Here is a 21003-nt window from a genome sequence, read left to right on the forward strand (position 1 = left end):
TTAAATCAATAATGTGCACATTTCAATTAGTTTACATGAATCTGCATTCGATGGGTTTTACATCTAAAGCAAATTCTAAGAAAGATGGTGCTCTCATTTTGAAATTTTCTGACCATTCCATGAATTTAACCTTACATACAATAAAAGGCATTATCCATTGAACATTGTTAATGGCAAGACCGTAAAATTCAGGGTTGACCTTCAGATCATTGGCAACCTCTAAGAACGATGATAATTCTTTTTGCGATATTCCAGATTCTACATTTCCAATGTGCACAAGTTTGTCATCCTCGTTGTAAAGGCCCAAGACTAACGCCGTTTTATCTACCTTATAACCCAATATTACAGCGTTTAGTACTATGTGATGTTTGAATTTTTGCCATAGATTACTTCTTTTTCCTAAGTAATATTTTGAGTCTGCCTTTTTAGCCATTACTCCTTCCAATTGTTTTTTACCAGTTTCCGCAAATAAAGTTTTGCCGTGTTCAAAAATATAATCAGATATCCTTATTAGATTGCTTTCACTGACGATTTTACTTAAGATTTCTTTGCGCTTAATAAGTGGGTAGTTTAATAGTTCTTTTCCATCAACATATATTACATCCCATGTTATAAATATTGCGGGATTGGATTTACTTAAAAGTTCAATTTTTAGTTTGTTTTGCTGGTGTTTTCGCATCATTATGTTTCTGTAGCTTGGTTTATTGTCTTTTATAACGATTAGTTCGCCGTCAAGTATGGCTTCATTTGATTTTAGACATTTATTTACATCTATAAGTTCTGGGAATTGGTGGCTTATATCTACAAGCCTTCGGTCTTGAAGTTTTGTATAAGATGAAAGAAATGCTATTGTCCTTGAACCATCCCATTTGATTTCATATACCCAATTTGGATCGTCAAATACATTTCCTGATACAGCCAGCATAGGAGGGATTTTTTCATCCATCAGGGACATCTTTATGCACCTTTTTTCTTTTTTGATTTTTTTGCCGTGTTTTCTTCTTTTACTGATTCGATGCTGGCTTTTAATGCGCTTACAAGGTCCAGGACATTTTCTTCCTTTGGCGATTCAGGTATTTCAATTTTTCTATCTTGAATTTTCGACTCGATTATTTCGATCAGGGCTTTTCTGTAGTTGTCATCGTACTTTTCGGGAGAAAAATCAGATGTCAGAGTATCTACAAGCTTTATAGCCATTTTCACCTCATTTTCGTGAAGATCTACATTACGGATAGGTGGAAGTTCGTTTGTGCTTCTTATTTCATCAGGGAAGTGCATTGTTTCCATTACCATATAGTTGTCATTGAAAACTCTTATGCAGGCTAAATCTTGTCTTGATCGTATGACGACTCTTGCAACTGCTACACGGTTTAATTTCTTCATAGAATCTCTTAAAAGTACGTATGGTTTTGCACCTATTTCATCTGGTGCGATGTAGTATGTCTTATCGAAATATATGGGATCTATTTGACTTAAATCTGTAAAATCGATAATATCTATCGTTTTAACTGTTGACTTTGGAATTCTCTCTAAGTCTTCTTCATCTATGATGACAAATTTTCCTGGTTCATATTCGTAACCTTTTACGATTTCTTCATCAGAAACTTCTTTATTGCACACAGGGCAGATCTTCTCGTATTTTATGGGTGATTTGCAGTCTTTGTGAAGCTGTCTAAAATGTATAGAGTTGTCTTCTGTGGCTGCATACAGTTTTATGGGGATGCTGACAAGGCCGAAACTAATGGCACCTTTCCACATTGAACGCATTTTTTCACCTTCTTTCAATATTCATTAATTAGTATAACCATGAGAAACTCACAATCTTCAGGTAATTTATGGAATGTGGTTGACTTTGATACAATTTGCCTATATAATATTAATTAATTATTAAAAATATAAATTTTTTATTAAATTTATTAAAATAAAATAAAATATGCCTAATCGAAAGAGCGGGGGATATCTTTGGGGTGAATCCGCGTATGCGGTAGGGTTGCTCTTTACCGAACCCGTCAACTAACCTCGTAGGCATAAAGAGAGGATGAATGAGTTGAATTACAAAAAAATAGTGGCAACAGCAGTAGTGTCAATAACACTTATGCAAGCGCCAAGTGCATTTGCAATGGAGCTTTTGAAATATGGTTCAAGAGGACAAGCGGTGGTTAGCTTGCAGCAAACGTTAAACAGGCTTGGCTATAGCACAGGTGGTATTGACGGAATATTTGGTAGTATGACAAAGAACGCAGTGATCGCACTGCAGAGAAGGTACGGACTATCTCCGGATGGAATTGTAGGACCAGCTACAGAGGCTGTATTAAATAGGACGACTGTAACTGGCGTTTCATCAAGGGGTGGCTATGAGCGCCCATCAAATTTTGACGTAGTAAGCATTGCAGAAAGATATCTTGGAGTGCCCTATGTTTTTGGTGGTACTACACCTGCAGGTTTTGATTGCTCTGGATTTGTTCAATACGTGTTTAGGCAGGCTGGAAAAAGCATTGGTAGAACTACGTATGACCAGTATGCAGGTGGTAGAGCTGTAAGCTTATCTGATCTTCAGCCAGGCGATATATTGTTTTTCTCTACATCAGGCGGTGGCCCTACGCATGAAGGCATATACATAGGTGATAACCGCTTAATACACATGAGCGATTCACTTGGTAAGGCTGCTATTGCGGATTTTAGCGGTTGGTTTAGGACGTATTATATTGGTGCAAGAAGGTATTATTAAGGTTAAAAGAGAGCATCTATATAGAGGCGTATATGTTTTTTGATTTAACATATGCGCCTCTTTTATTTTTAGAAATTCAATAAAGTCTTAAATGGAAATCTTTGTTTTGCTGACAAGTAATATCACAAATAACTGATTATTATAAATTTTCTGCGATGACTTTTTATAACTCGCAATTACCAAAACATTTGTTCGTTTAATATAATTAAAGCACAGTGCTGCACTGAAAGGGACCGGTCCTCACTTTATGTGAGGTGTGTAGTAGATGATAAGTTATAATGAACTGTGCTTTAAGGCTAAAAGTGGTGATAAAGATTCTGTCTATGAGATTTTAAAAAAGTTTCATCCTCTTTTGATAAAATTAGCAAAAAAGTTTCCATACGACAGTTTTGATGATATGCTTCAGGACGGAAGAGAAGTGCTTATTGCTGCTATCTATCAGTTTGATGAGAAAAAAGGCAAAGAATTCATAGCATATGGAAGTATGCAGCTTAAATTTTACTTTTTAAATGCCTACAGAAAGAAAAAATCTTTTCTCTCTTTGAATGCAAAGGCAGATGATGATGAAGATGAAATCATCGATTTGATGGTAGCCGATGAACTTACTCCGGAAGAAAAATTTTTTAATGATATCATGAGAAATGATTTAAAGGAAGCTTTGAATGGCCTTACCGCAAAGCAGAAAAACATAATATTGCTTTACTTTTTTGAAAGAAAAACACTCGTTGAAATATCAAAAGAATTGGGAGTAGGTTACCAGAGTGTTGTTAAACTTAAAGACAGGGCTTTGGATAGATTAAGATTTTTGATAAAAAATGATATAATTATGTAAAATGGCTTGAAAGGATGATGTATACTTGGAAGCTAAAAATCTCGGCATAAATGAAGAATTGTTCAAAGAAATTATCGTGTTGAATCAAAAAGCTCAGTTTCACAATTTAATTGGCATGGAGATTGCTGAGCTTGGCAGTGGTAGAGTGACGATGGAAATGACGATTTCCGAGAAACATCTAAATATCTTTAAGATTGCTCACGGAGGTGTACTTTTTTCTCTCATGGATACAGCTATGGGAATTGCCGCAAAGACGATGAGGAAAAACATGGTGACTCTGGAGATGAATATAAACTATATAAAGCCCTTAAAAGCCAAAGACAGAATCAAGGCAATAGGGAAGATCATCCACATGGGCAAGACGACTGCTGTTGCAGTATGTGATGCATACAATCAGGATGGCAAGCTTGTGGGATCTTCCCGCGAGACATTTTACTGCATAGATTAAATGGTATACAATAAAAATAAGATGAAAGGAGGCTGTGAAAATGAATTTTGATAGCTTTTTGTACAATACAAGACCTTTTTTAAATTATTTGTTTGATTTTTATAGCAATTTAGATGACATGAAGTTAAGCACCGTCATAAAAGATGCTGGAAGTGCTGACAATGTGTCGATTATCGTCGTTGACATGATAAACGGTTTTTGCAAAAGTGGGGCTTTGTCAAGTCCTCGAATAGGAGGGATTATAGAACATATAAAGAGCCTCATTAAAGCTTCGTACAGGATGAGCATAAAGAACGTGATGTTTGTAAATGATGCCCATGCGAAAGGTGCAACAGAATTTGCTGCTTATCCAGAGCACTGTATCAAAGGAACAGATGAAAGCCGTATCGTAGAGGAGCTTTTAGAGGTAGTCAAGGACAAGCCAAATGTGTACGAGAAAAATTCGTTAAATGTGTTTTTCGGCGGAGAAGATGGTGATGGAAATAAGTTCTTGAGAAAGATATTTGATATGATAAAAGGAGGCAAATCTACATTTATTATCGTAGGAAATTGCACTGATTTGTGTGTATATCAGACAGCGATTTCTATAAAGATGATTGCAAACGCCAATAATTTAAGCGCCAATGTGATTGTGCCTGAAAATTGTGTTGAGACTTACGATATAAGCGTGAAGACAGCGGAAAGGCTTAAAATAGTTCCACACGATGGTGACTTAACGCATACTATGTTTCTATACCACATGAAGCTTAATGGCATAAATATCGTAAAAGAACTGCTGGAAGAATAAAATAAAAAGTTTTAAAGAGCTCTTTAACGTATAAAGGGCTCTTTTTATTAATAAATATTTATAAGATATTTATATTTTATTTATCAGTTGTAATGCTTTTGTAATATTGATAATATATAATGGATTTATAGAAAAATGGCTGTTTTAGATGAATGATGAAGAATTTTGTTGCAAATTGCTTTTTATTGTGAGGGATCTTAGGAGGGGATTTCAGTGCCAAAACCTTTAAACGAAAACGCAAGATACATGGCAGGACTTGATGGGCTGCGGGCTTTAGCTGTGCTTGCTGTCATTGGATATCATCTTAATCTGACTTTTTTGCAGGGTGGTTTTTTTGGCGTCAGCATATTTTTTGTGTTGTCAGGGTACTTGATAACAAATATAATTGCATCAGAATGGGAGAAAAACAATAAAGTTGATTTAAAAAATTTTTGGAAGCGCAGAATGTTGAGGTTGTTTCCAGCTCTTTTTATTATGGTAATTGTAGTCGTCTCTTATGTTACGCTTTTCGATGCTTCAAGGCTTTCATCTATTAAAGGCGACGCTATAACAAGTTTGCTTTATGTCAACAATTGGTGGCTTATATTTCATAAAGTATCTTACTTTGCTAAGTTTGGACCACAATCGACGTTTGGCAATCTATGGTCACTGGCTGTTGAAGGACAGTTTTACCTTATTTGGCCGTTAGCATTGATTGCGGCATTTAAATATATAAAGAAGAAAAAGTATATCTTTGTTATCACTTTGCTGCTTTCTGCGCTTTCTGCTTTGGCAATGGGTATGATGTACATTCCAGGAATGGATCCCAGCCGTGTATATTATGGCACTGATACGCGCGCTTTTGGGCTTCTTTTAGGCTCAGCTTTAGCCTTGATTCTACCCAGCAACAAATTTTCCAGCAATGAAGCTAAAAGAAAAGTATTGATTTATGATATGATTGGCTTTTTGGCAATAGTTTCGATTTTTGCTATGCTTATGTACGTCAATCAATACGATCCGTTTGTATATAGAGGTGGTATGTATTTGCTATCTGTAATAACTGCTGTGGTGGTAGCTGTGTCAGCACATCCTAAAAGCTTGTTGGGAAAAATATTAGGATGCGCTCCATTAAGATGGTTGGGGGCAAGGTCGTACGGAGTATATCTTTGGTACTTTCCGGTGCTTATTTTGACGACACCAACTGTGGACACGAAAGGCTTTGATCCTATTCGGGCGCTGCTGCAGGTATTTATGATCATTGTTATTTCTGCCTTTTCATGGAAATACGTGGAGGATCCAATAAGACACGGCGCACTTAAAAAAATCATAAACGACTTAAAATCATTGAGGTTTGAAAAAGGGAAAATACTACCTACACTTAAAACATCTGCTTTAGTTTCATTATCCGTATGCTTAATGAGCACTTTTATTGCAGGTATGAGTGGAATCATACCGGCCAGCGCATCAGTTGCATTAAATTCAGGTTCATCAAATATTGCATCAGATTCACCATCTTATGTAGGAAGTAGTAGCAATATTAGCAGTGATGTGCAGGACTACAATGATAATTTGCCAGATAATAGGAGAGATATTAAGTACTATCCGTATAAAGGCGGAAATTCAAACTCAGCAGTATCAAATAGCGGTGATTCCACAACCAGCCCTGTACAGGATGGAAAAGGCATAACCATCATAGGTGACTCAATATTGATAGATACAAAGCCTTACTTGGAAGAGATGTTGCCGGGAATCACGATTGATGGCAAAGTAGGAAGACAAATGTATCAAGCAAAAGATGTCGTGAAAAACCTCAAAGCGAAAGGAAAAATAGACACATTGATAGTTGAGTTGGGGACAAATGGGCCTTTCACTGAAGACCAGCTTTTATCGCTTTTAAAGAGCGCAGAACCTGTAAAACGCGTAATATTGGTAAATGTCCGCGTCCCACGCCCTTGGGAAAGCATCGTCAATGAGACGTTGTCAAAAGTGTCTTCAGAATATCCCCACACTACTTTAATTGATTGGTATAAAGCCAGCTATGGACATGATTCATTCTTTTCACCCGATGCGGTTCACTTAGAGCCCAGTGGTGCGAAGTATTTTGCTTCACTTATAGCAAATGCGGTAAAAGAAGAAAATTAAAACGATGTAAAAAGGCTGCATTTTGCAGCCTGTAATTATTCTAAGACTTTTCGAATCTCGTTTAGCTTTGAGTTATTTTTGTACTTCATGTATATATAGAAGGGTATGCCGCACATAAGCATTATAAATCCGTACATGACAGTCTCGGCTCCAGACCCGTATATTGTCCACATGGCGTATGCAAAGCCTAAAAGTGGAATAATGGAATTCTTTATAAAGCCTAATACGCTGACGTTTTTGTCTCTTTTTATAAGAAGCATCATTTCAGATGCGGCTGTAAAAGCGTACACAGGTAGGAAAGACAAAGTTGCCAGCAGTATTATAAAATTAAACGCAGAAACCAGAGATTTTGTATAGTTCATCAGCAATAGCAGATTTACAAGCACCGATCCTATGATCAATGATACGTGAGGAGTCTTGTATTTAGGATGTACTTTTGAAAAAATCTCTGGAAATAGACTGTCTTTACCAGCCGCATAAGCCACACGAGCTGTAGATAAAAGCCATCCGACAGTTGTGCCAAGCACACTTACGACAGAGCCTACTATTATGACATTCGCAATGTTTTTTCCTAAAAACTGTTTGAGGATGTCGGCTATTGGAGAAGCACTTTTTGCAAGCTGGCTTTGTGGCATTGCACCCATTGCCGAAAGGTTTATGGCAAGGTACATCACTACAGCTATTAATATTCCGAATATGGTGCTTAACTTTACGTTTCTTTCAGGGTTTTTAATTTCTTCAGCGGTTATTGACGCAGTTTCAAGTCCTACAAACGCCCACAGCGTTGAAGTTGCTGCTGCAGACAAAGTATTCATGCCTTTTCCTGCAGGGAACAATGGCATTACATTGCTTGACTTGAAATGTACTGCTGATACGATTATGAAGAATAAAAAAAGACATACTTCAAACACAGTTATTGTTGTTTGAGTTGAGCCAGCCTTTTTTACACCTATTATATTGATTATCGTAAAAATCCATAAGATTCCACTGGTGTACAGAAAAGCGGCTAAATGATTTTGCGATAAAATCGGGAATAAAGCGCTTGAGTAACTGGCAACTGCAATGACAACGGCAGCGTTTCCGATCCATGAACCATTCCAGTATAACCACGCATTGATAAAACCTATAAAGTCTCCAAAAGCTAATTTTGAGTATTCATACGGGCCACCGGCTTTTGGAATCCTTGAACCTAAATTTGCAAATGATAATGCCAACAATATTGATCCGATGCCTGTAACAAGCCATGCCAGTATTGTTGCGCCAGGACCTGATTTAGATGCAAGTGTAGCAGGAAGCATGAATATGCCGGAACCCATCATGTTACCTGTCACAAGTGCTGTGGCGATAAATAGGCCAATGTCTTTTTTGAGCTTTTGTGTTTTGTCCATATAGTACAATTCCTTTCTATAAATTTTTGAAATAGCATAATTAAATTAGCACAGGAAAGTGAAAAAGTCAATGAATAATTTTGCAAAAATGATATAAAAAATGCAGGATATAAAATCAAGTTTTATAACCTGCATAAATCATATTTATTCAATTGAATTCACATCGTATGGTGTTTTTTGGTATACATAGTAATTTAACCAGTTAGAAAACAATAGATTTGCATGGCTTCTCCATTTTACAATTGGCTCATTGTTAGGGTCATCTCCCGGGAAATAGTGTTTTGGTATTTTTATAGGAATGCCTTTTTTTAAATCTCTTTCGTATTCAGATTTTAGAGTCAAAGGATCGTATTCAGAGTGACCTGTCACAAATATCTGCCTGCCAGATTTTGATGCAACTATGTATACGCCTGCCTCATCTGATTCAGAAAGTATTTCAAGGTCATCTACAAGCTCTATATCTTCTTTTCTGACTTCCGTGTATCTTGAATGGGGCGCATAAAATTCGTCGTCAAATCCCCTTAATAAGTCGACATTTTTTTTGGAAACCTTATGCAAAAATACGCCAAACATTTTTTCTTTCAGTGGGTATTTAGGAATCCTATAATGGTAATAAAGACCAGCTTGAGCACCCCAGCAAATGTGAAATGTTGAAAATACATTGTGTTTGCTCCATTCCATTATTTCTTCAAGCTCATGCCAATAATCAACATCTGAAAAGTCCAAAGTTTCCACTGGTGCTCCGGTTATTATGAGACCGTCAAATTTTTCATGTTTTACGTCATCAAATGTTTTGTAAAAAGCTTCTAAATACTCTGGCGCAGTGTTTTTAGATTTGTGTGATGCTGCATAGAGAAATTTTAGATCGATTTGCAGTGGATTGTTGCTAAGTAGCCTTAATAGCTGTGTTTCTGTCACACTTTTTGTAGGCATCAAGTTTAAGATGGCGATCTTAAGAGGGCGTATATCTTGATGAATTGCCCTTTCTTCAGCCATTACGAATATATTTTCTTTAGCTAAAATATCGATGGCAGGTAGGCCATTTGGTATATTGATGGGCATTTGCAAACCTCCTTCAATGTAAAAAATAAAACGCCTCAGAGATGAGGCGTAGATAATCACATCTACTCATCTCCCAAAGCTATAAGCTTTGCAGGAATTAGCACCATTTTCATAAAATATGACGGTTGCCGGGTTTCACAGGGCCAGTCCCTCCACCACTCTTGATGAGTTTTGATTTACGATATTAAATTGTTAAAATAATTATATATTTATTGAAGTTTGATGTCAATAATATGAAGGACACTTTTCGCTAATTCTTATATTGACAACTGTTTGTTTATGAATAGCTTAAAATAATCCAATTTGTGGCTTTTATTTAGTATGTTTTGCAATTATAATTGAATTTAGAGGTGAAAGAAATGTATGATGCAATAATAATAGGTGGAGGACCTGCAGGATCTACATTAGGAAGAAAGCTGTCTAAAGAAGGATATAAGGTATTGTTGATAGAAAAGCATGTTTTTCCAAGGTACAAAGCCTGCGGTGGCGGAATAACGAAAAGGTGTTACAAATTATTAGATATTGATATAAGCCAATACGTAGAAGATATTACCAATGAAATTATCTTTAAATTTCCTAACGGCAAACAGACTGTTTTGCAGACTGGTGAGCCTATAATATATCAGGTAGATAGGACTAAATTTGACAAATATTTAATAGATAAAGCAGCTTATTATGGGTGTGAAATACATGATGGTGAATTATTTTATGACTTTTATCAGCATGATAAGGGACTTGTCGTTGTGACAGACAGGAGTGAATATGAGACAAAGGTTTTAGTAGGTGCAGACGGAATAAACAGCAATGTGGCACATAAAGCGAACTTAATAAATGGCAAAAAAGGCATAGCACTTGAAGGTGAAGTATACGTCGATAATAGCTTAATCGATGGATTAAAAGGAAAAGTTGTGGTGGATTTCAACGCAATAAGATATGGGTATGGATGGGTATTCCCTAAAGGTGATAGATTGTCTATTGGTGTCGGGACTTTTTTAAACAAAGTTTCAGACATAAAAGAAATGTTATCTAAAATGATAGAGGAAAATGTGGACGGAAATATAAAAGACTGCAAAATTTACGGGCATCAGTTGTCGTTTCCTGATGGGAGCGATGGTGTATTTAATAACGATAGAATAATATTGATTGGAGATGCTACAAGGCTTGCTGATCCATTTACAGGCGAAGGAATATACAATGCTTTGCTTACTGCAGACATATCATTTGATGTTCTAAAAAAGCATTTCAGTGGAGAATGTGGATTGGATGAATACACTCTTAGACTCAATAGAGAAGTTGTGCCAGATGTTGGTTGGGCATATAGATTAGCGCAATTTACGTACAATAACATGGATTTCATAGAAAAATCAGTAAGATATTTTCCTAATGTGCTATCATACTTTGTAGATATAATGATGGGTGATAATACATATAAGAATTTTAAATTAAAAGTTCCAATGTATTCACTGCGGGTAATGACTTCTAAGACGAAAATTAAAGTAGAAAAAAACGTGTCATGAAGTAATTGACTTTAAACTGTAGTTAAATTAAACTATTTATAGGTAATACCCCTTATGAGTATATGAAAGGAGAGATTAAATATGGGTTTGTTTGGTTCAAAAGGTGAAACTGTCACGATTGATGTCAGAGGCATGTCATGCAACCATTGCAAAATGACTGTAGAGAAAGCATTAAAAGGTCTTGATGGAGTATCAAAAGCGACAGTAGACTTGGATAAGGCTAATGTCACTGTAACATACGACCCTAAAAAAGTTACTATAGATGACATGAAAAAAGCGATTATTGACGCAGGATATGAAGCTTAATATTTTCATGTATGTTTAACCGCTAATGCGGTTATTTTTTTATATTTGCTGTATAATAAAGTTAAAAAAATGTTATTTACAAAAAGCTTTTTTTGCTATATAATAATTACATAAAATCCAATCGGAATAGTATAATTTAAAGGAGAGGATATAATGTCAAAGATTGCAAAAAGCCTTACGGATTTAATAGGCAATACGCCGCTATTGGAATTATCAAACTACAATAAAGAAAATAATCTTGAAGCAAAGCTTATAGCAAAATTAGAGTATTTTAATCCATTAAGCAGCGTAAAGGACAGAATCGGATATGCTATGATCAAAGATGCAGAAGAAAAGGGGCTTATAAACAAAGACACTGTTATTATTGAGCCAACCAGTGGCAATACAGGAATAGCGCTGGCTTTTGTTGCAGCGGCTAAGAAATACAGATTAATATTGACTATGCCTGAGACTATGAGCATTGAAAGGAGAAATTTGCTTAAAGCGCTTGGCGCTGAAATAGTATTGACGCCTGGCCCAGAAGGCATGTCTGGAGCTGTAAAAAAGGCTGAGGAGCTGGCAAAGCAGTACGGAAATGCATTTATACCGCAACAGTTCAAAAATCCTGTCAATCCAGAAATACACAGAAAGACGACAGCAGAAGAAATATGGAGAGACACTGATGGCAATGTAGATATATTTGTTGCAGGCATTGGCACAGGTGGGACAATTACAGGTGTCGGTGAGGTTTTGAAATCAAGGAAACCTGATGTAAAGATTGTAGCAGTTGAGCCTGCTGATTCTCCAGTTCTATCAGGTGGAAGACCTGGTCCACATAAGATACAAGGTATAGGTGCAGGATTTGTACCTGATGTTTTGAATAGAGAAATCATTGATGAAATATACCAAGTTAAAAACAATGAAGCATTTGAGACATCAAGAGCATTGGCAAAATCTGAAGGATTATTAGTTGGAATATCATCAGGTGCAGCCGCATTCGCAGCGACTCAGATTGCAAAGAGACCAGAAAACAAAGGCAAGACGATAGTCGTATTGCTTCCTGATACAGGGGAAAGATACCTTTCCACATCATTGTACCAAGATTGAACAAAATACTTTAATATGTAGAGAAATTAAATGGTATAATATCCTGACTTTTACACCAAAAACTCAAAAAGTTTATAATACATTCTAAATGAGAACTTTTGGGCTCTCCGATTTTGCCAATAATGCAAAACAATGTCAAAGTTGTAAGTGATGGAGTATGCTCAATATTGGCTTTAATTTTTATAACTATCTTTAGAATAGAAAAGTAAACAAACTATAAATCAAAGTATGGTTTACACATGAACCATACTTTATTATTTTTGCTTTACAGTTAAAATGATATAATATATTAAGAATACATCGGCAATTATTTAGGTTGGGTGATATTTATGAATTATTTATTAATACTCAAAGAATTTTTCAAAGATAGAGAAGATATTATTATGGCTTTTTTATTTGGCTCTGTTGCAAAAGGAAAGAGCATGAAAGAGTCTGATATAGATATTGCGGTATATTTTAAAAATTATGATGAAAAGTTGGTATTTGAGTTGTGGAACGATTTAGAAGATTTGCTCACAAAAGATGTCGATCTCGTAGTGCTAAACATTGCAAATGCTATAATCGCATGGGAAGCATTAAGAGGTAAAAAGATAGTAGTAAACGATGAAAATTTTTATTTAAATTATATGCTTAACGTATCTATGGAAGCTGAAGATTTTAGAGAAGTAGTTTTAGACATATATAAAATAAGGCAAGAAAGAAGGAAAAACAAAATGGAGTTATGTAAAGACATTTATAACAGATAAAATAAATGATGTCTATAAATTTATCGACGCAGTAAATAAATATATAGAGATGTGATGAGTGTGGATAAGAGAACTGTTGTCAATATACTTAACGAAATAGGGCTTTTATTGGAATTAAAGGGTGAAAATCCTTTTAAGTCGAGAGCGTATTATAATGCTGCTCGTACAATAGAAGTCCTTGATGACGATATAGAAAAATTAATAAAAGAAGATAGATTAAAAGATGTAAAGGGTATAGGTGATGCTCTTAATAAAAAGCTTACAGAGCTTATTACTACAGGTAGACTTGAATACTACGAAAATCTTAAAGCATCGATACCTGAGGGCCTCATTGAGATGTTAAAAATACCAGGTCTTGGACCTAAAAAGATAAAAACATTGTATGACAAACTTGATATAAAGACGGTTGGCGAGCTGGAATATGCCTGTATTGAAAATAGACTTGTAGAATTGCCTGGATTTGGTGAAAAGACGCAGAAAAAAATCCTTGAAGGTATACAATTTATAAAACAGTTTAGTGGCAAGCATTTATTTATGGATGCATATTTAGAGGCTTCGTCATTAAAACAATATCTTATGGATAGCGGGTTGACAATAAGATGCGAGATTGCTGGAAGTTTAAGGCGAAGAAAAGAGATAGTGAAAGACATAGATATTCTTGCTACGTGTGATAATCCTGAGAAGCTTATGGATGTATTTACAAAATATGAAGGTATAAGGGATATTGTCGCTAAGGGTGAAACTAAGACCAGCATAATATTGAAATCTGGCATAAATGTAGACTTAAGGGTTGTTAAAGATGAAGAATATCCATATGCATTGCACCATTTTACCGGTAGCAAAGAGCACAATACAGCTATGAGGCATAGGGCAAAGCAAATGGGAATAAAGATGAACGAATATGGTCTATTTAAAGATGAACTGCCTATTAAATGCCGTGATGAAGAAGAGATATTTAACAGTCTCAATTTATCGTATATTCCTCCAGAACTTCGTGAAAATATGGGTGAAATTGAAGCAGCGGAAAAAGGGCTACTTCCAGTATTAATAGAGGGAAAAGACATCAAAGGGGTTTTTCATGTACATACGATGTACAGCGATGGTGCAAATACACTTTCTGAGATGGTCAATGCGGCAAGAGATCGTGGCTATAAAGTTATCGGCATTACGGATCACAGTAAGTCTGCCTTTTATGCAGGAGGACTTAAAGAGGAAGATGTTTTAAGACAGCTAGATGAAATAGATGAGTTGAACAACAAATACAGTGATATAAAGATATTAAAAGGTATAGAATCCGATATATTAAAAGACGGTTCACTTGATTATGATGAGGATATTTTAAAAAGATTTGACTTTGTCATTGCATCTGTTCATTCCAACTTTAAAATGAGCAAAGAAGATATGACAAAAAGAATAATAAATGCTATAAAAAATAAATACACGAAAATTATTGGACATTTGACCGGAAGACTTCTTCTTGCAAGAGATGGCTATGACATTGATATATATAAAATTATTGATGTTTCTGCTGAGTATGGCAAGATAATTGAAATAAATGCAAGTCCATACAGATTGGACATTGATTGGAGATATATAAAATATGCAAAAGAAAAAGGTGTAAAATTTGCAATTTGCCCGGATGCACATAGGATAGAAGGACTTGATGATATAATATTTGGCATTGGAATTGCGCGAAAGGGTTGGCTTGAGGCCAAAGACGTGATAAATACTTATGATGCTGATGAGCTAAATAAAATTTTTAATAAATCTTAAATTAATCCCCCTCTTTATTACAGGAGGGGGATTAATTTTTAGTTTGAGAAGTCCATGTTTTTATTGAAGAAATCTTTAAAAAAAGCAATTTTTTTATTGACATTTTAGAAGAAGAATGGTATTTTAATTATAACCAAGTAATCATATCGGAATACTATAAATTAGGAGGTGCTATATGAACTATATAGAATATTTTGACAGTATAGCGGGAGAATGGGATGAGATTAGGAAAAAATACTTCGATGATGATATTCGAAATATTGCAATTGAAAGATCTAACATAAAAAATAAAGGCGGTTTAATTGTTGCAGATATTGGTACAGGGTCAGGATTTATGGCTTTGGAATTATCAAAATATGCAAGAGAAGTTGTTGGGATCGACGTTTCAGATGAAATGCTTAAATATGCAAAACAAACTGCTGAGAATGCTGGCATTAATAACATAATTTTTTTAAAAGGAAGTATGGAGCAAATACCAATAATTGATGATTCTATCGATGTAGTTTTTTCAAACATGGTATTACATCATGTAGAAAATCCGTTTAAAGGCATCATGGAAATACACAGGATTTTAAGGCCAGGCGGAATGTTGATCATAACAGATGTTATGAAGCACAGTAGTGAGTGGGCAAGATTCGAAATGTACGACAGATGGCTTGGATTTAATTTAGAAGATATAGAAAAATGGCTTATTCATAGTAACTTTAAAGAAATACTTGTAAAAGAAACAGGACTTTATGCAACTGCAAAGTCATCTAAAGGAGAGATGGCAAAAACAGGAATATTTATAGCAAAAGGAATTAAAGAATAAGGAGGATTTAGGATGAGAAAGGAGACAAAATTAATTCATGGTGGTATATTTGGTGATGAAAAAACAGGTGCAGTATCAACACCTATATACCAAACATCGACGTTTAAACAGGATGCCGTAGGAAAAGATAGAGGTTATGAATATTCAAGAACAGGTAATCCAACACGAGAATCATTAGAAAAGCTTATTAATGATCTAGAGGGTGGAAAGGGTGGTTTTGCCTTTGCATCTGGCATGGCAGCAATATCGACAGTTTTGATGCTTTTTAATGCTGGTGACGAGGTAATAGTTTCAAATAATGTTTATGGAGGAACATTCAGGGTACTTGAGAAAGTTTTTAAAAGGCTTGGCATAGTTTCAAAATTTGTAGACACGTCTTTAAAAGATAATGTTGTAAATAGTATAACAAAAAATACAAAGGCAATATTTTATGAAACACCTACAAATCCTCTTATGACAATTACAAATATCAGAGAAATTTCAAGAATAGCTAAAGAATATAGCATACTTTCGATAGTTGATAATACTTTTATGACACCATATTTCCAAAGACCCATTGAATTAGGTGCAGACATAGTTGTTCATAGTGCAACAAAATACCTTGGAGGCCATAGCGATGTTGTAGCAGGCCTTGTCGTTGTTAATAGTGAAGAATTAGCTCATAAAATTCATTTTCTGCAAAATGCAGTTGGTGGCATTTTAGGACCACAGGATTCTTACCTTGTGATTAGGGGAATAAAAACACTTAGCGTTAGAATGGAAAGACATGAGAAAAATGCCAAAGAAATTGCAAATTGGCTTTTGGAACAACCTGAAGTTGAAAAAGTTTATTATCCTGGTTTACATACACATCCAGGATACGATATTGCAAAAGAGCAGATGGATGGCTTTGGAGGCGTGATTTCATTTGAGTTAAAAAACAAAGATATGGCATTAAAATTATTAAACAATGTAAAACTTATTACACTTGCGGAAAGCCTAGGCGGATATGAAAGCCTAATTTCATATCCAGCAAAAATGACACATGCGTCTATACCAGAGGAACAGAGATTGAAGCTTGGCATAACCGATAAGTTAGTAAGACTATCAGTTGGACTTGAGAATTATCTGGATTTAATTGATGATTTAAAAAATGCAATAAGGAGTTGAAATCATGAAATATGCAGAGGGAATCAGTGATTTAATTGGCAAGACACCACTTCTAAAAATAACTCATTTTGATATACCTCCATATGTAAACATCTTTGCCAAGCTAGAAAACATGAACCCTGGTGGTTCTGTAAAAGATAGAACGTGCTATTACATGATAAAAGATGCTGAAGATAAAGGGTTAATAAAAAAAGGTTCTACTATAATAGAGCCTACTGCTGGGAATACGGGCATTGGCCTTGCACTTGCAGCATTGAATAAAGGTTATAAAGTCATATTTGTTGTACCAACTAAATTTTCAGTAGAAAAACAGATACTAATGAAAGCTTTGGGTGCTGAAATAGTAAATACGCCTAAAGAGCTTGGAATGAAAGGAGCGATGGATAAAGCATATGAATTAGCAAAGGAGATTAAGGACTCATATATTCCAAACCAGTTTAAAAATATGGCAAATGTAAAGGCTCATTATGAAACAACAGGACCAGAGATATATGATGCTTTGGATGGAAATGTAGATGTGTTTATTGCTGGAGCAGGTACTGGTGGAACGTTCACAGGTGTAGTTAGGTATTTAAAAGAGAAAAATCCTAAAGTAAAAGGCGTGCTTGCTGATCCTATTGGTTCAATAATTGGTGGAGGAGATTTAGTAAAGTGCTATAAAATAGAGGGCATAGGTAATGATTTTATACCTGATACTATGGATGTAAGCTTAATAGATGATGTCGAAAAGGTAACTGATGATGAAGCCTTTTATTATGTTAAGGAACTTGCAAAAAGAGAAGGATTATTTGTAGGATCATCATCGGGCGCTGCCTTTGCTGCGGCTATAAAACAGGCTAATAAGCAAAAGGAACCAAAAAATATAGTTGTAGTATTTCCTGATAGATCTGATAGGTATTTTAGTGAAAATTTATATAGATTTTAAATTTCAACCTGATAAATGTCCAAGAATACCTATTGACATTATTGATTTAAAGTGTTAATATAATTAGCAATATAAAGAAAATATCGAACCTCTTATCAAGAGTGGTGGAGGGACTGGCCCGATGAAACCCGGCAACCGGCATATATTATGCGTCTGGTGCCAAATCCTGCAGGGAAACCTGAGAGATGAGAGGAGCGGCGTAAATTTAGCCCTCTTCTACATCGAAGAGGGCTTTTAATATTCTAAAAATAACGAAAAGAGGTGAATTATAAGAATAACTTTTAATTTTTTTAAACTAAAATTATGAAGAGGAGAGATTTAGATGAGTGAAGAAAGAAAATTAAAATTTGACACATTGCAGGTACATGCGGGGCAAAAACCGGATCCAACGACAGGTTCAAGGGCTGTTCCAATCTATCAGACAACATCATATGTTTTTAAAGATACTGATCAAGCAGCAGCATTATTCAATCTTAAAGAGGCAGGAAACATATATACAAGAATTATGAATCCGACAAATGATGTATTTGAACAGAGAATTGCCGCACTTGAAGGAGGAGTAGGGGCAGTTGCAACAGCATCTGGTGCTGCAGCTATAACATACTCTATATTAAATATAGCAGGTGCAGGTGATGAAATAGTATCTGCAAGCACATTATATGGTGGAACATACAATCTATTTGCTTTAACATTGCCTAAACTTGGCATTAAAACGACATTTGTAGATCCAGATGATCCTGAAAATTTCAGAAAAGCAATAACAGACAGAACAAAGGCATTATATATAGAGACAATAGGAAATCCCGGGATAAATATACCTGATTTCGAGGCTATAGCAAAAATAGCGCATGAGAATAAAATACCGCTAATTGTAGACAACACATTTGCAACACCATATCTTTTCCGTCCGTTTGAATATGGCGCAGATATAGTAGTACATTCAGCGACAAAATTTATAGGAGGCCACGGGACATCAATAGGCGGAGTAATAGTAGATTCAGGAAAGTTTGATTGGGCAGGAAGCGGAAGGTTCCCTGAATTTATAGAGCCAGATCCCAGCTATCATGGGATTAAATATGTTGAATCATTTGGACCTGCTGCATATATCACAAAATTGAGAGTACAGCTTTTAAGAGACACTGGTGCATCTTTAAGCCCCTTCAATGCATTTTTATTTTTACAAGGATTAGAGACTTTGTCATTAAGAGTCCAAAGACATGTGGAAAATGCACAAAAAGTAGCAGAATTCTTAGCAAGCAATCCAAATGTGACGTGGGTAAACTATCCTGGACTTAAAGAAAATAAATATCATGAGCTTGCAAAGAAATACCTACCGAAAGGCGCTGGATCAATATTGACATTTGGAATAAAAGGTGGAATAAATGCTGGAATCAAATTCATAAACAGCCTTGAATTATTCTCATTGCTGGCTAATGTTGGTGACGCAAAGTCTTTGGTAATTCATCCAGCAAGCACGACACATTCGCAATTAAACGAAGAAGAATTGTCATTAGCAGGTGTAACCCCAGACCAAATAAGACTTTCAATAGGCATAGAAGACATCGACGACATATTGTATGACCTTGACCAAGCACTTAAAAAAGCAGCAGAATAATTATTATAGAGCTCTCTTCACAATAGAAGAGGGCTTTTGACATTTTTAAAATAATTTACTAGATATTTGTTTAATATAATGTTATGGCAATAATATTTAAATTAATAATAGAAGCACATAAATATGTATATTCCGATTGACTTTTGTGTAATTAAATGATATCATATAAACATAAACCCAGTATAGGTATAATGTATCAAAGGAGGTGTGAAAAATGGCTAAGGATCCAGTGTGTGGAATGGATGTTAAAGAGGATAATGCTGCAGCTAAAACAACATTCAATGGAAAGGAATATTTTTTCTGTTCGAAAAGTTGTAAAGCAGAATTTGAAAAGAATCCAGAAAAATATGTAAAAAATGAAAGTGATGGAGGACATCATGGTGGGCACAGTCATCATGGTTGCTGTTAATTTGGTCTGACGTACATGATCTACTAAAATGCATTATAAATTTCTATTTGATTAATTTTTACTTGGGTTTGAACTATCATTCTCTAATTTATTTAGAGATTTGATATTTTTCAGACCCTTTTTATTTGGCATGATTTTTGCATTATAAATTTCTAGATGGTACTAAGGTTTTATTATAGTGTATCTTTTTCTTGAGTTAATTTTAGACCTTATATCATTTTTTATTATATCGTGCGTTAGTGATAGATGTGGAACGGAGGTTATAATATATGGATGCTATGGCGGTAATAGCAATATATCGGTGTAAAACATAAAGACAATCTTTTATAAAATTTTTTAAAGCAGAGAATTAGTGCCTTTTAGCACACTGTTGTAGCAATTGATACAGTAATTTATATATCTTTTTGAAGAATGAGTATGAAAGTTAATATGAGAGGAGATTTTTCATGACAGTACCTTTGTTTAATATTGGCGGTTTCACTATATATCTATTTGGAATAATGATAGCGATAGGTGTTGGCACAGGGTATATTTTGGCATTAAAAGAAGCCAAAAGAAAAGGCCTTGATGTTGACAAAGTTTCAGAATTTCTCGTGTACCTTATAATAGTTGGTATAATAGGGGGAAGGCTTGGATTCGTTTTGACATATCGACCATATTTTTTCCTGACACATCCACTTGAAATATTAAAAATACATGATGGTGGGATGGCTATTCATGGTAGTTTAGTTGCCGGGATTTTATTTAGTATATGGTATGTTAGAAAATATAAATTAAATTTCTGGAAAATTGCAGATTTAGCGTCGCCAGGGCTTGCTATAGGACAAGCAATCGGAAGAATAGGATGCGACATATTTGGGTATGCAATGGCACGTCCATGGCCATGGGGAATAAAAGTAAATGGACAATTATTGCATCCTGTACAAGTTTATGAGTTTTTACTTGACTATATTATGTTTTTTGTGCTTTGGAGAAAAAGGGACAAAATAAAATACAATGGACAATTATTTATCATATATGTTATTTTCTTCAATATAAATAGATCTATTGTAGAATTTTTTAGAGCCGGAAATCCTATGATTTTACCACCATTTACAATCGCTCATCTTGCTAGTGCTATATTTATCGCTGCAGCTTTGATAGCGGCACATTATATTAAAAAATACAATACTATTGAGAAAGATGAGATGCCGGTACAAAGTAAAAAAGGTTTTTTAGATATTGCGGTGGTAGTTTTGTTAATGGCAATATCGACGGTTTTCTTTTACTATATTCATTAGTTGAATAAAAATTTTATGAA

General features: G+C 35.0%; 20 protein-coding genes and 3 riboswitches. Of the genes, 16 read left to right on the forward strand and 4 right to left on the reverse strand.

The window, feature by feature from the left end; translation table 11 throughout:
- Positions 1-31: 31 nt before the first annotated feature.
- Both JJQ93_RS00550 and ku read right to left on the reverse strand, forming a co-directional pair.
- Positions 32-955 (reverse strand): ATP-dependent DNA ligase, encoded by a 924-nt coding sequence (locus JJQ93_RS00550; RefSeq protein WP_350494213.1) that lies wholly within the window; start codon positions 953-955, stop codon positions 32-34.
- A 2-nt stretch (positions 956-957) separates the two neighbouring features.
- On the reverse strand, positions 958-1767 hold the full coding sequence (ku, locus tag JJQ93_RS00555) for a non-homologous end joining protein Ku (protein WP_085112247.1): 810 nt from the start codon (positions 1765-1767) through the stop codon (positions 958-960).
- A 157-nt stretch (positions 1768-1924) separates the two neighbouring features.
- Positions 1925-2042: riboswitch (cyclic di-AMP (ydaO/yuaA leader) on the forward strand.
- Here ku and JJQ93_RS00560 point away from each other — a divergent pair.
- The 5 genes from JJQ93_RS00560 to JJQ93_RS00580 all read left to right on the forward strand — a co-directional run bounded on the left by JJQ93_RS00560 (position 2039) and on the right by JJQ93_RS00580 (position 6916).
- Positions 2039-2728 (forward strand): C40 family peptidase, encoded by a 690-nt coding sequence (locus JJQ93_RS00560; protein ID WP_274892376.1) that lies wholly within the window; start codon positions 2039-2041, stop codon positions 2726-2728. (Overlaps the previous riboswitch by 4 nt.)
- A 265-nt stretch (positions 2729-2993) precedes the next feature.
- Positions 2994-3560, forward strand: coding sequence for a sigma-70 family RNA polymerase sigma factor (locus JJQ93_RS00565; RefSeq protein WP_274892377.1), 567 nt, complete (start codon positions 2994-2996; stop codon positions 3558-3560).
- Positions 3561-3585: 25 nt separating this feature from the next.
- Positions 3586-4008, forward strand: a complete 423-nt coding sequence (locus JJQ93_RS00570; protein WP_274892378.1) for a PaaI family thioesterase — start codon at positions 3586-3588, stop codon at positions 4006-4008.
- Between the two features lie 40 nt (positions 4009-4048).
- Positions 4049-4795: a cysteine hydrolase family protein gene (locus tag JJQ93_RS00575; protein WP_274892379.1), complete on the forward strand. Its 747-nt coding sequence runs from the start codon at positions 4049-4051 to the stop codon at positions 4793-4795.
- A gap of 213 nt (positions 4796-5008) precedes the next feature.
- On the forward strand, positions 5009-6916 hold the full coding sequence (locus JJQ93_RS00580) for an acyltransferase family protein (RefSeq protein WP_274892380.1): 1908 nt from the start codon (positions 5009-5011) through the stop codon (positions 6914-6916).
- Between the two features lie 35 nt (positions 6917-6951).
- Here JJQ93_RS00580 and JJQ93_RS00585 read toward each other — a convergent pair whose 3' ends face one another.
- Both JJQ93_RS00585 and metA read right to left on the reverse strand, forming a co-directional pair.
- Complete coding sequence (locus JJQ93_RS00585) at positions 6952-8304, reverse strand: APC family permease (protein ID WP_274892381.1); 1353 nt, start codon at positions 8302-8304, stop codon at positions 6952-6954.
- A gap of 144 nt (positions 8305-8448) precedes the next feature.
- Positions 8449-9366: a homoserine O-acetyltransferase MetA gene (gene metA / locus JJQ93_RS00590; RefSeq protein WP_085112240.1), complete on the reverse strand. Its 918-nt coding sequence runs from the start codon at positions 9364-9366 to the stop codon at positions 8449-8451.
- Positions 9367-9429: 63 nt separating this feature from the next.
- A riboswitch (SAM riboswitch) is annotated at positions 9430-9537 on the reverse strand.
- Positions 9538-9725: 188 nt separating this feature from the next.
- Here metA and JJQ93_RS00595 point away from each other — a divergent pair.
- From JJQ93_RS00595 to lgt, 11 genes are all read left to right on the forward strand, one after another.
- The gene (locus tag JJQ93_RS00595) at positions 9726-10883 is read left to right on the forward strand and encodes a geranylgeranyl reductase family protein (RefSeq protein ID WP_274892382.1); all 1158 of its coding nucleotides are present in this window, start codon (positions 9726-9728) and stop codon (positions 10881-10883) included.
- 81 nt (positions 10884-10964) lie between these two features.
- Positions 10965-11189, forward strand: a complete 225-nt coding sequence (gene copZ, locus JJQ93_RS00600) for a copper chaperone CopZ (RefSeq protein ID WP_045411648.1) — start codon at positions 10965-10967, stop codon at positions 11187-11189.
- Between the two features lie 153 nt (positions 11190-11342).
- Positions 11343-12275, forward strand: a complete 933-nt coding sequence (gene cysK / locus JJQ93_RS00605; RefSeq protein ID WP_274892383.1) for a cysteine synthase A — start codon at positions 11343-11345, stop codon at positions 12273-12275.
- A gap of 329 nt (positions 12276-12604) precedes the next feature.
- Positions 12605-13021: a type VII toxin-antitoxin system MntA family adenylyltransferase antitoxin gene (gene mntA / locus JJQ93_RS00610; RefSeq protein ID WP_274892384.1), complete on the forward strand. Its 417-nt coding sequence runs from the start codon at positions 12605-12607 to the stop codon at positions 13019-13021.
- A gap of 60 nt (positions 13022-13081) precedes the next feature.
- Entirely contained in the window at positions 13082-14794 is a 1713-nt protein-coding gene (gene polX / locus JJQ93_RS00615; RefSeq protein WP_274892385.1) for a DNA polymerase/3'-5' exonuclease PolX, read from the forward strand.
- A 175-nt stretch (positions 14795-14969) separates the two neighbouring features.
- Entirely contained in the window at positions 14970-15605 is a 636-nt protein-coding gene (locus tag JJQ93_RS00620) for a class I SAM-dependent methyltransferase (RefSeq protein WP_274892386.1), read from the forward strand.
- A 12-nt stretch (positions 15606-15617) separates the two neighbouring features.
- Entirely contained in the window at positions 15618-16754 is a 1137-nt protein-coding gene (locus JJQ93_RS00625; protein ID WP_274892387.1) for a bifunctional cystathionine gamma-lyase/homocysteine desulfhydrase, read from the forward strand.
- A gap of 4 nt (positions 16755-16758) precedes the next feature.
- Positions 16759-17679 carry a cysteine synthase A gene (gene cysK / locus JJQ93_RS00630; protein ID WP_274892388.1) on the forward strand — a complete coding sequence of 307 codons (921 nt, stop codon included), beginning with the start codon at positions 16759-16761 and terminating at the stop codon, positions 17677-17679.
- An 89-nt stretch (positions 17680-17768) separates the two neighbouring features.
- Positions 17769-17871: riboswitch (SAM riboswitch) on the forward strand.
- A 130-nt stretch (positions 17872-18001) separates the two neighbouring features.
- The gene (locus tag JJQ93_RS00635) at positions 18002-19294 is read left to right on the forward strand and encodes a homocysteine synthase (protein ID WP_274892389.1); all 1293 of its coding nucleotides are present in this window, start codon (positions 18002-18004) and stop codon (positions 19292-19294) included.
- A 214-nt stretch (positions 19295-19508) separates the two neighbouring features.
- Entirely contained in the window at positions 19509-19703 is a 195-nt protein-coding gene (locus JJQ93_RS00640) for a YHS domain-containing protein (RefSeq protein ID WP_013297255.1), read from the forward strand.
- Between the two features lie 446 nt (positions 19704-20149).
- Positions 20150-20983, forward strand: a complete 834-nt coding sequence (gene lgt, locus JJQ93_RS00645; RefSeq protein WP_274892390.1) for a prolipoprotein diacylglyceryl transferase — start codon at positions 20150-20152, stop codon at positions 20981-20983.
- Positions 20984-21003: the final 20 nt, after the last annotated feature.

Source organism: Thermoanaerobacterium sp. R66 (assembly GCF_028895185.1).
Taxonomy (GTDB): Bacteria; Bacillota; Thermoanaerobacteria; order Thermoanaerobacterales; family Thermoanaerobacteraceae; genus Thermoanaerobacterium.

Bases quoted from the DNA above. Each gene is read 5' to 3' on its own strand.
- mntA (WP_274892384.1), top strand. From the start codon at position 12,605: ATGAATTATTTATTAATACTCAAAGAATTTTTCAAAGATAGAGAAGAT.
- copZ (WP_045411648.1), top strand. From the start codon at position 10,965: ATGGGTTTGTTTGGTTCAAAAGGTGAAACTGTCACGATTGATGTCAGA.
- JJQ93_RS00550 (WP_350494213.1), bottom strand. From the start codon at position 955: ATGTCCCTGATGGATGAAAAAATCCCTCCTATGCTGGCTGTATCAGGA.
- JJQ93_RS00565 (WP_274892377.1), top strand. From the start codon at position 2,994: ATGATAAGTTATAATGAACTGTGCTTTAAGGCTAAAAGTGGTGATAAA.
- lgt (WP_274892390.1), top strand. From the start codon at position 20,150: ATGACAGTACCTTTGTTTAATATTGGCGGTTTCACTATATATCTATTT.
- JJQ93_RS00560 (WP_274892376.1), top strand. From the start codon at position 2,039: ATGAATGAGTTGAATTACAAAAAAATAGTGGCAACAGCAGTAGTGTCA.
- cysK (WP_274892383.1), top strand. From the start codon at position 11,343: ATGTCAAAGATTGCAAAAAGCCTTACGGATTTAATAGGCAATACGCCG.
- JJQ93_RS00635 (WP_274892389.1), top strand. From the start codon at position 18,002: ATGAGTGAAGAAAGAAAATTAAAATTTGACACATTGCAGGTACATGCG.
- metA (WP_085112240.1), bottom strand. From the start codon at position 9,366: ATGCCCATCAATATACCAAATGGCCTACCTGCCATCGATATTTTAGCT.
- JJQ93_RS00585 (WP_274892381.1), bottom strand. From the start codon at position 8,304: ATGGACAAAACACAAAAGCTCAAAAAAGACATTGGCCTATTTATCGCC.
- JJQ93_RS00620 (WP_274892386.1), top strand. From the start codon at position 14,970: ATGAACTATATAGAATATTTTGACAGTATAGCGGGAGAATGGGATGAG.
- JJQ93_RS00625 (WP_274892387.1), top strand. From the start codon at position 15,618: ATGAGAAAGGAGACAAAATTAATTCATGGTGGTATATTTGGTGATGAA.
- JJQ93_RS00575 (WP_274892379.1), top strand. From the start codon at position 4,049: ATGAATTTTGATAGCTTTTTGTACAATACAAGACCTTTTTTAAATTAT.
- JJQ93_RS00595 (WP_274892382.1), top strand. From the start codon at position 9,726: ATGTATGATGCAATAATAATAGGTGGAGGACCTGCAGGATCTACATTA.
- cysK (WP_274892388.1), top strand. From the start codon at position 16,759: ATGAAATATGCAGAGGGAATCAGTGATTTAATTGGCAAGACACCACTT.
- ku (WP_085112247.1), bottom strand. From the start codon at position 1,767: ATGCGTTCAATGTGGAAAGGTGCCATTAGTTTCGGCCTTGTCAGCATC.
- JJQ93_RS00640 (WP_013297255.1), top strand. From the start codon at position 19,509: ATGGCTAAGGATCCAGTGTGTGGAATGGATGTTAAAGAGGATAATGCT.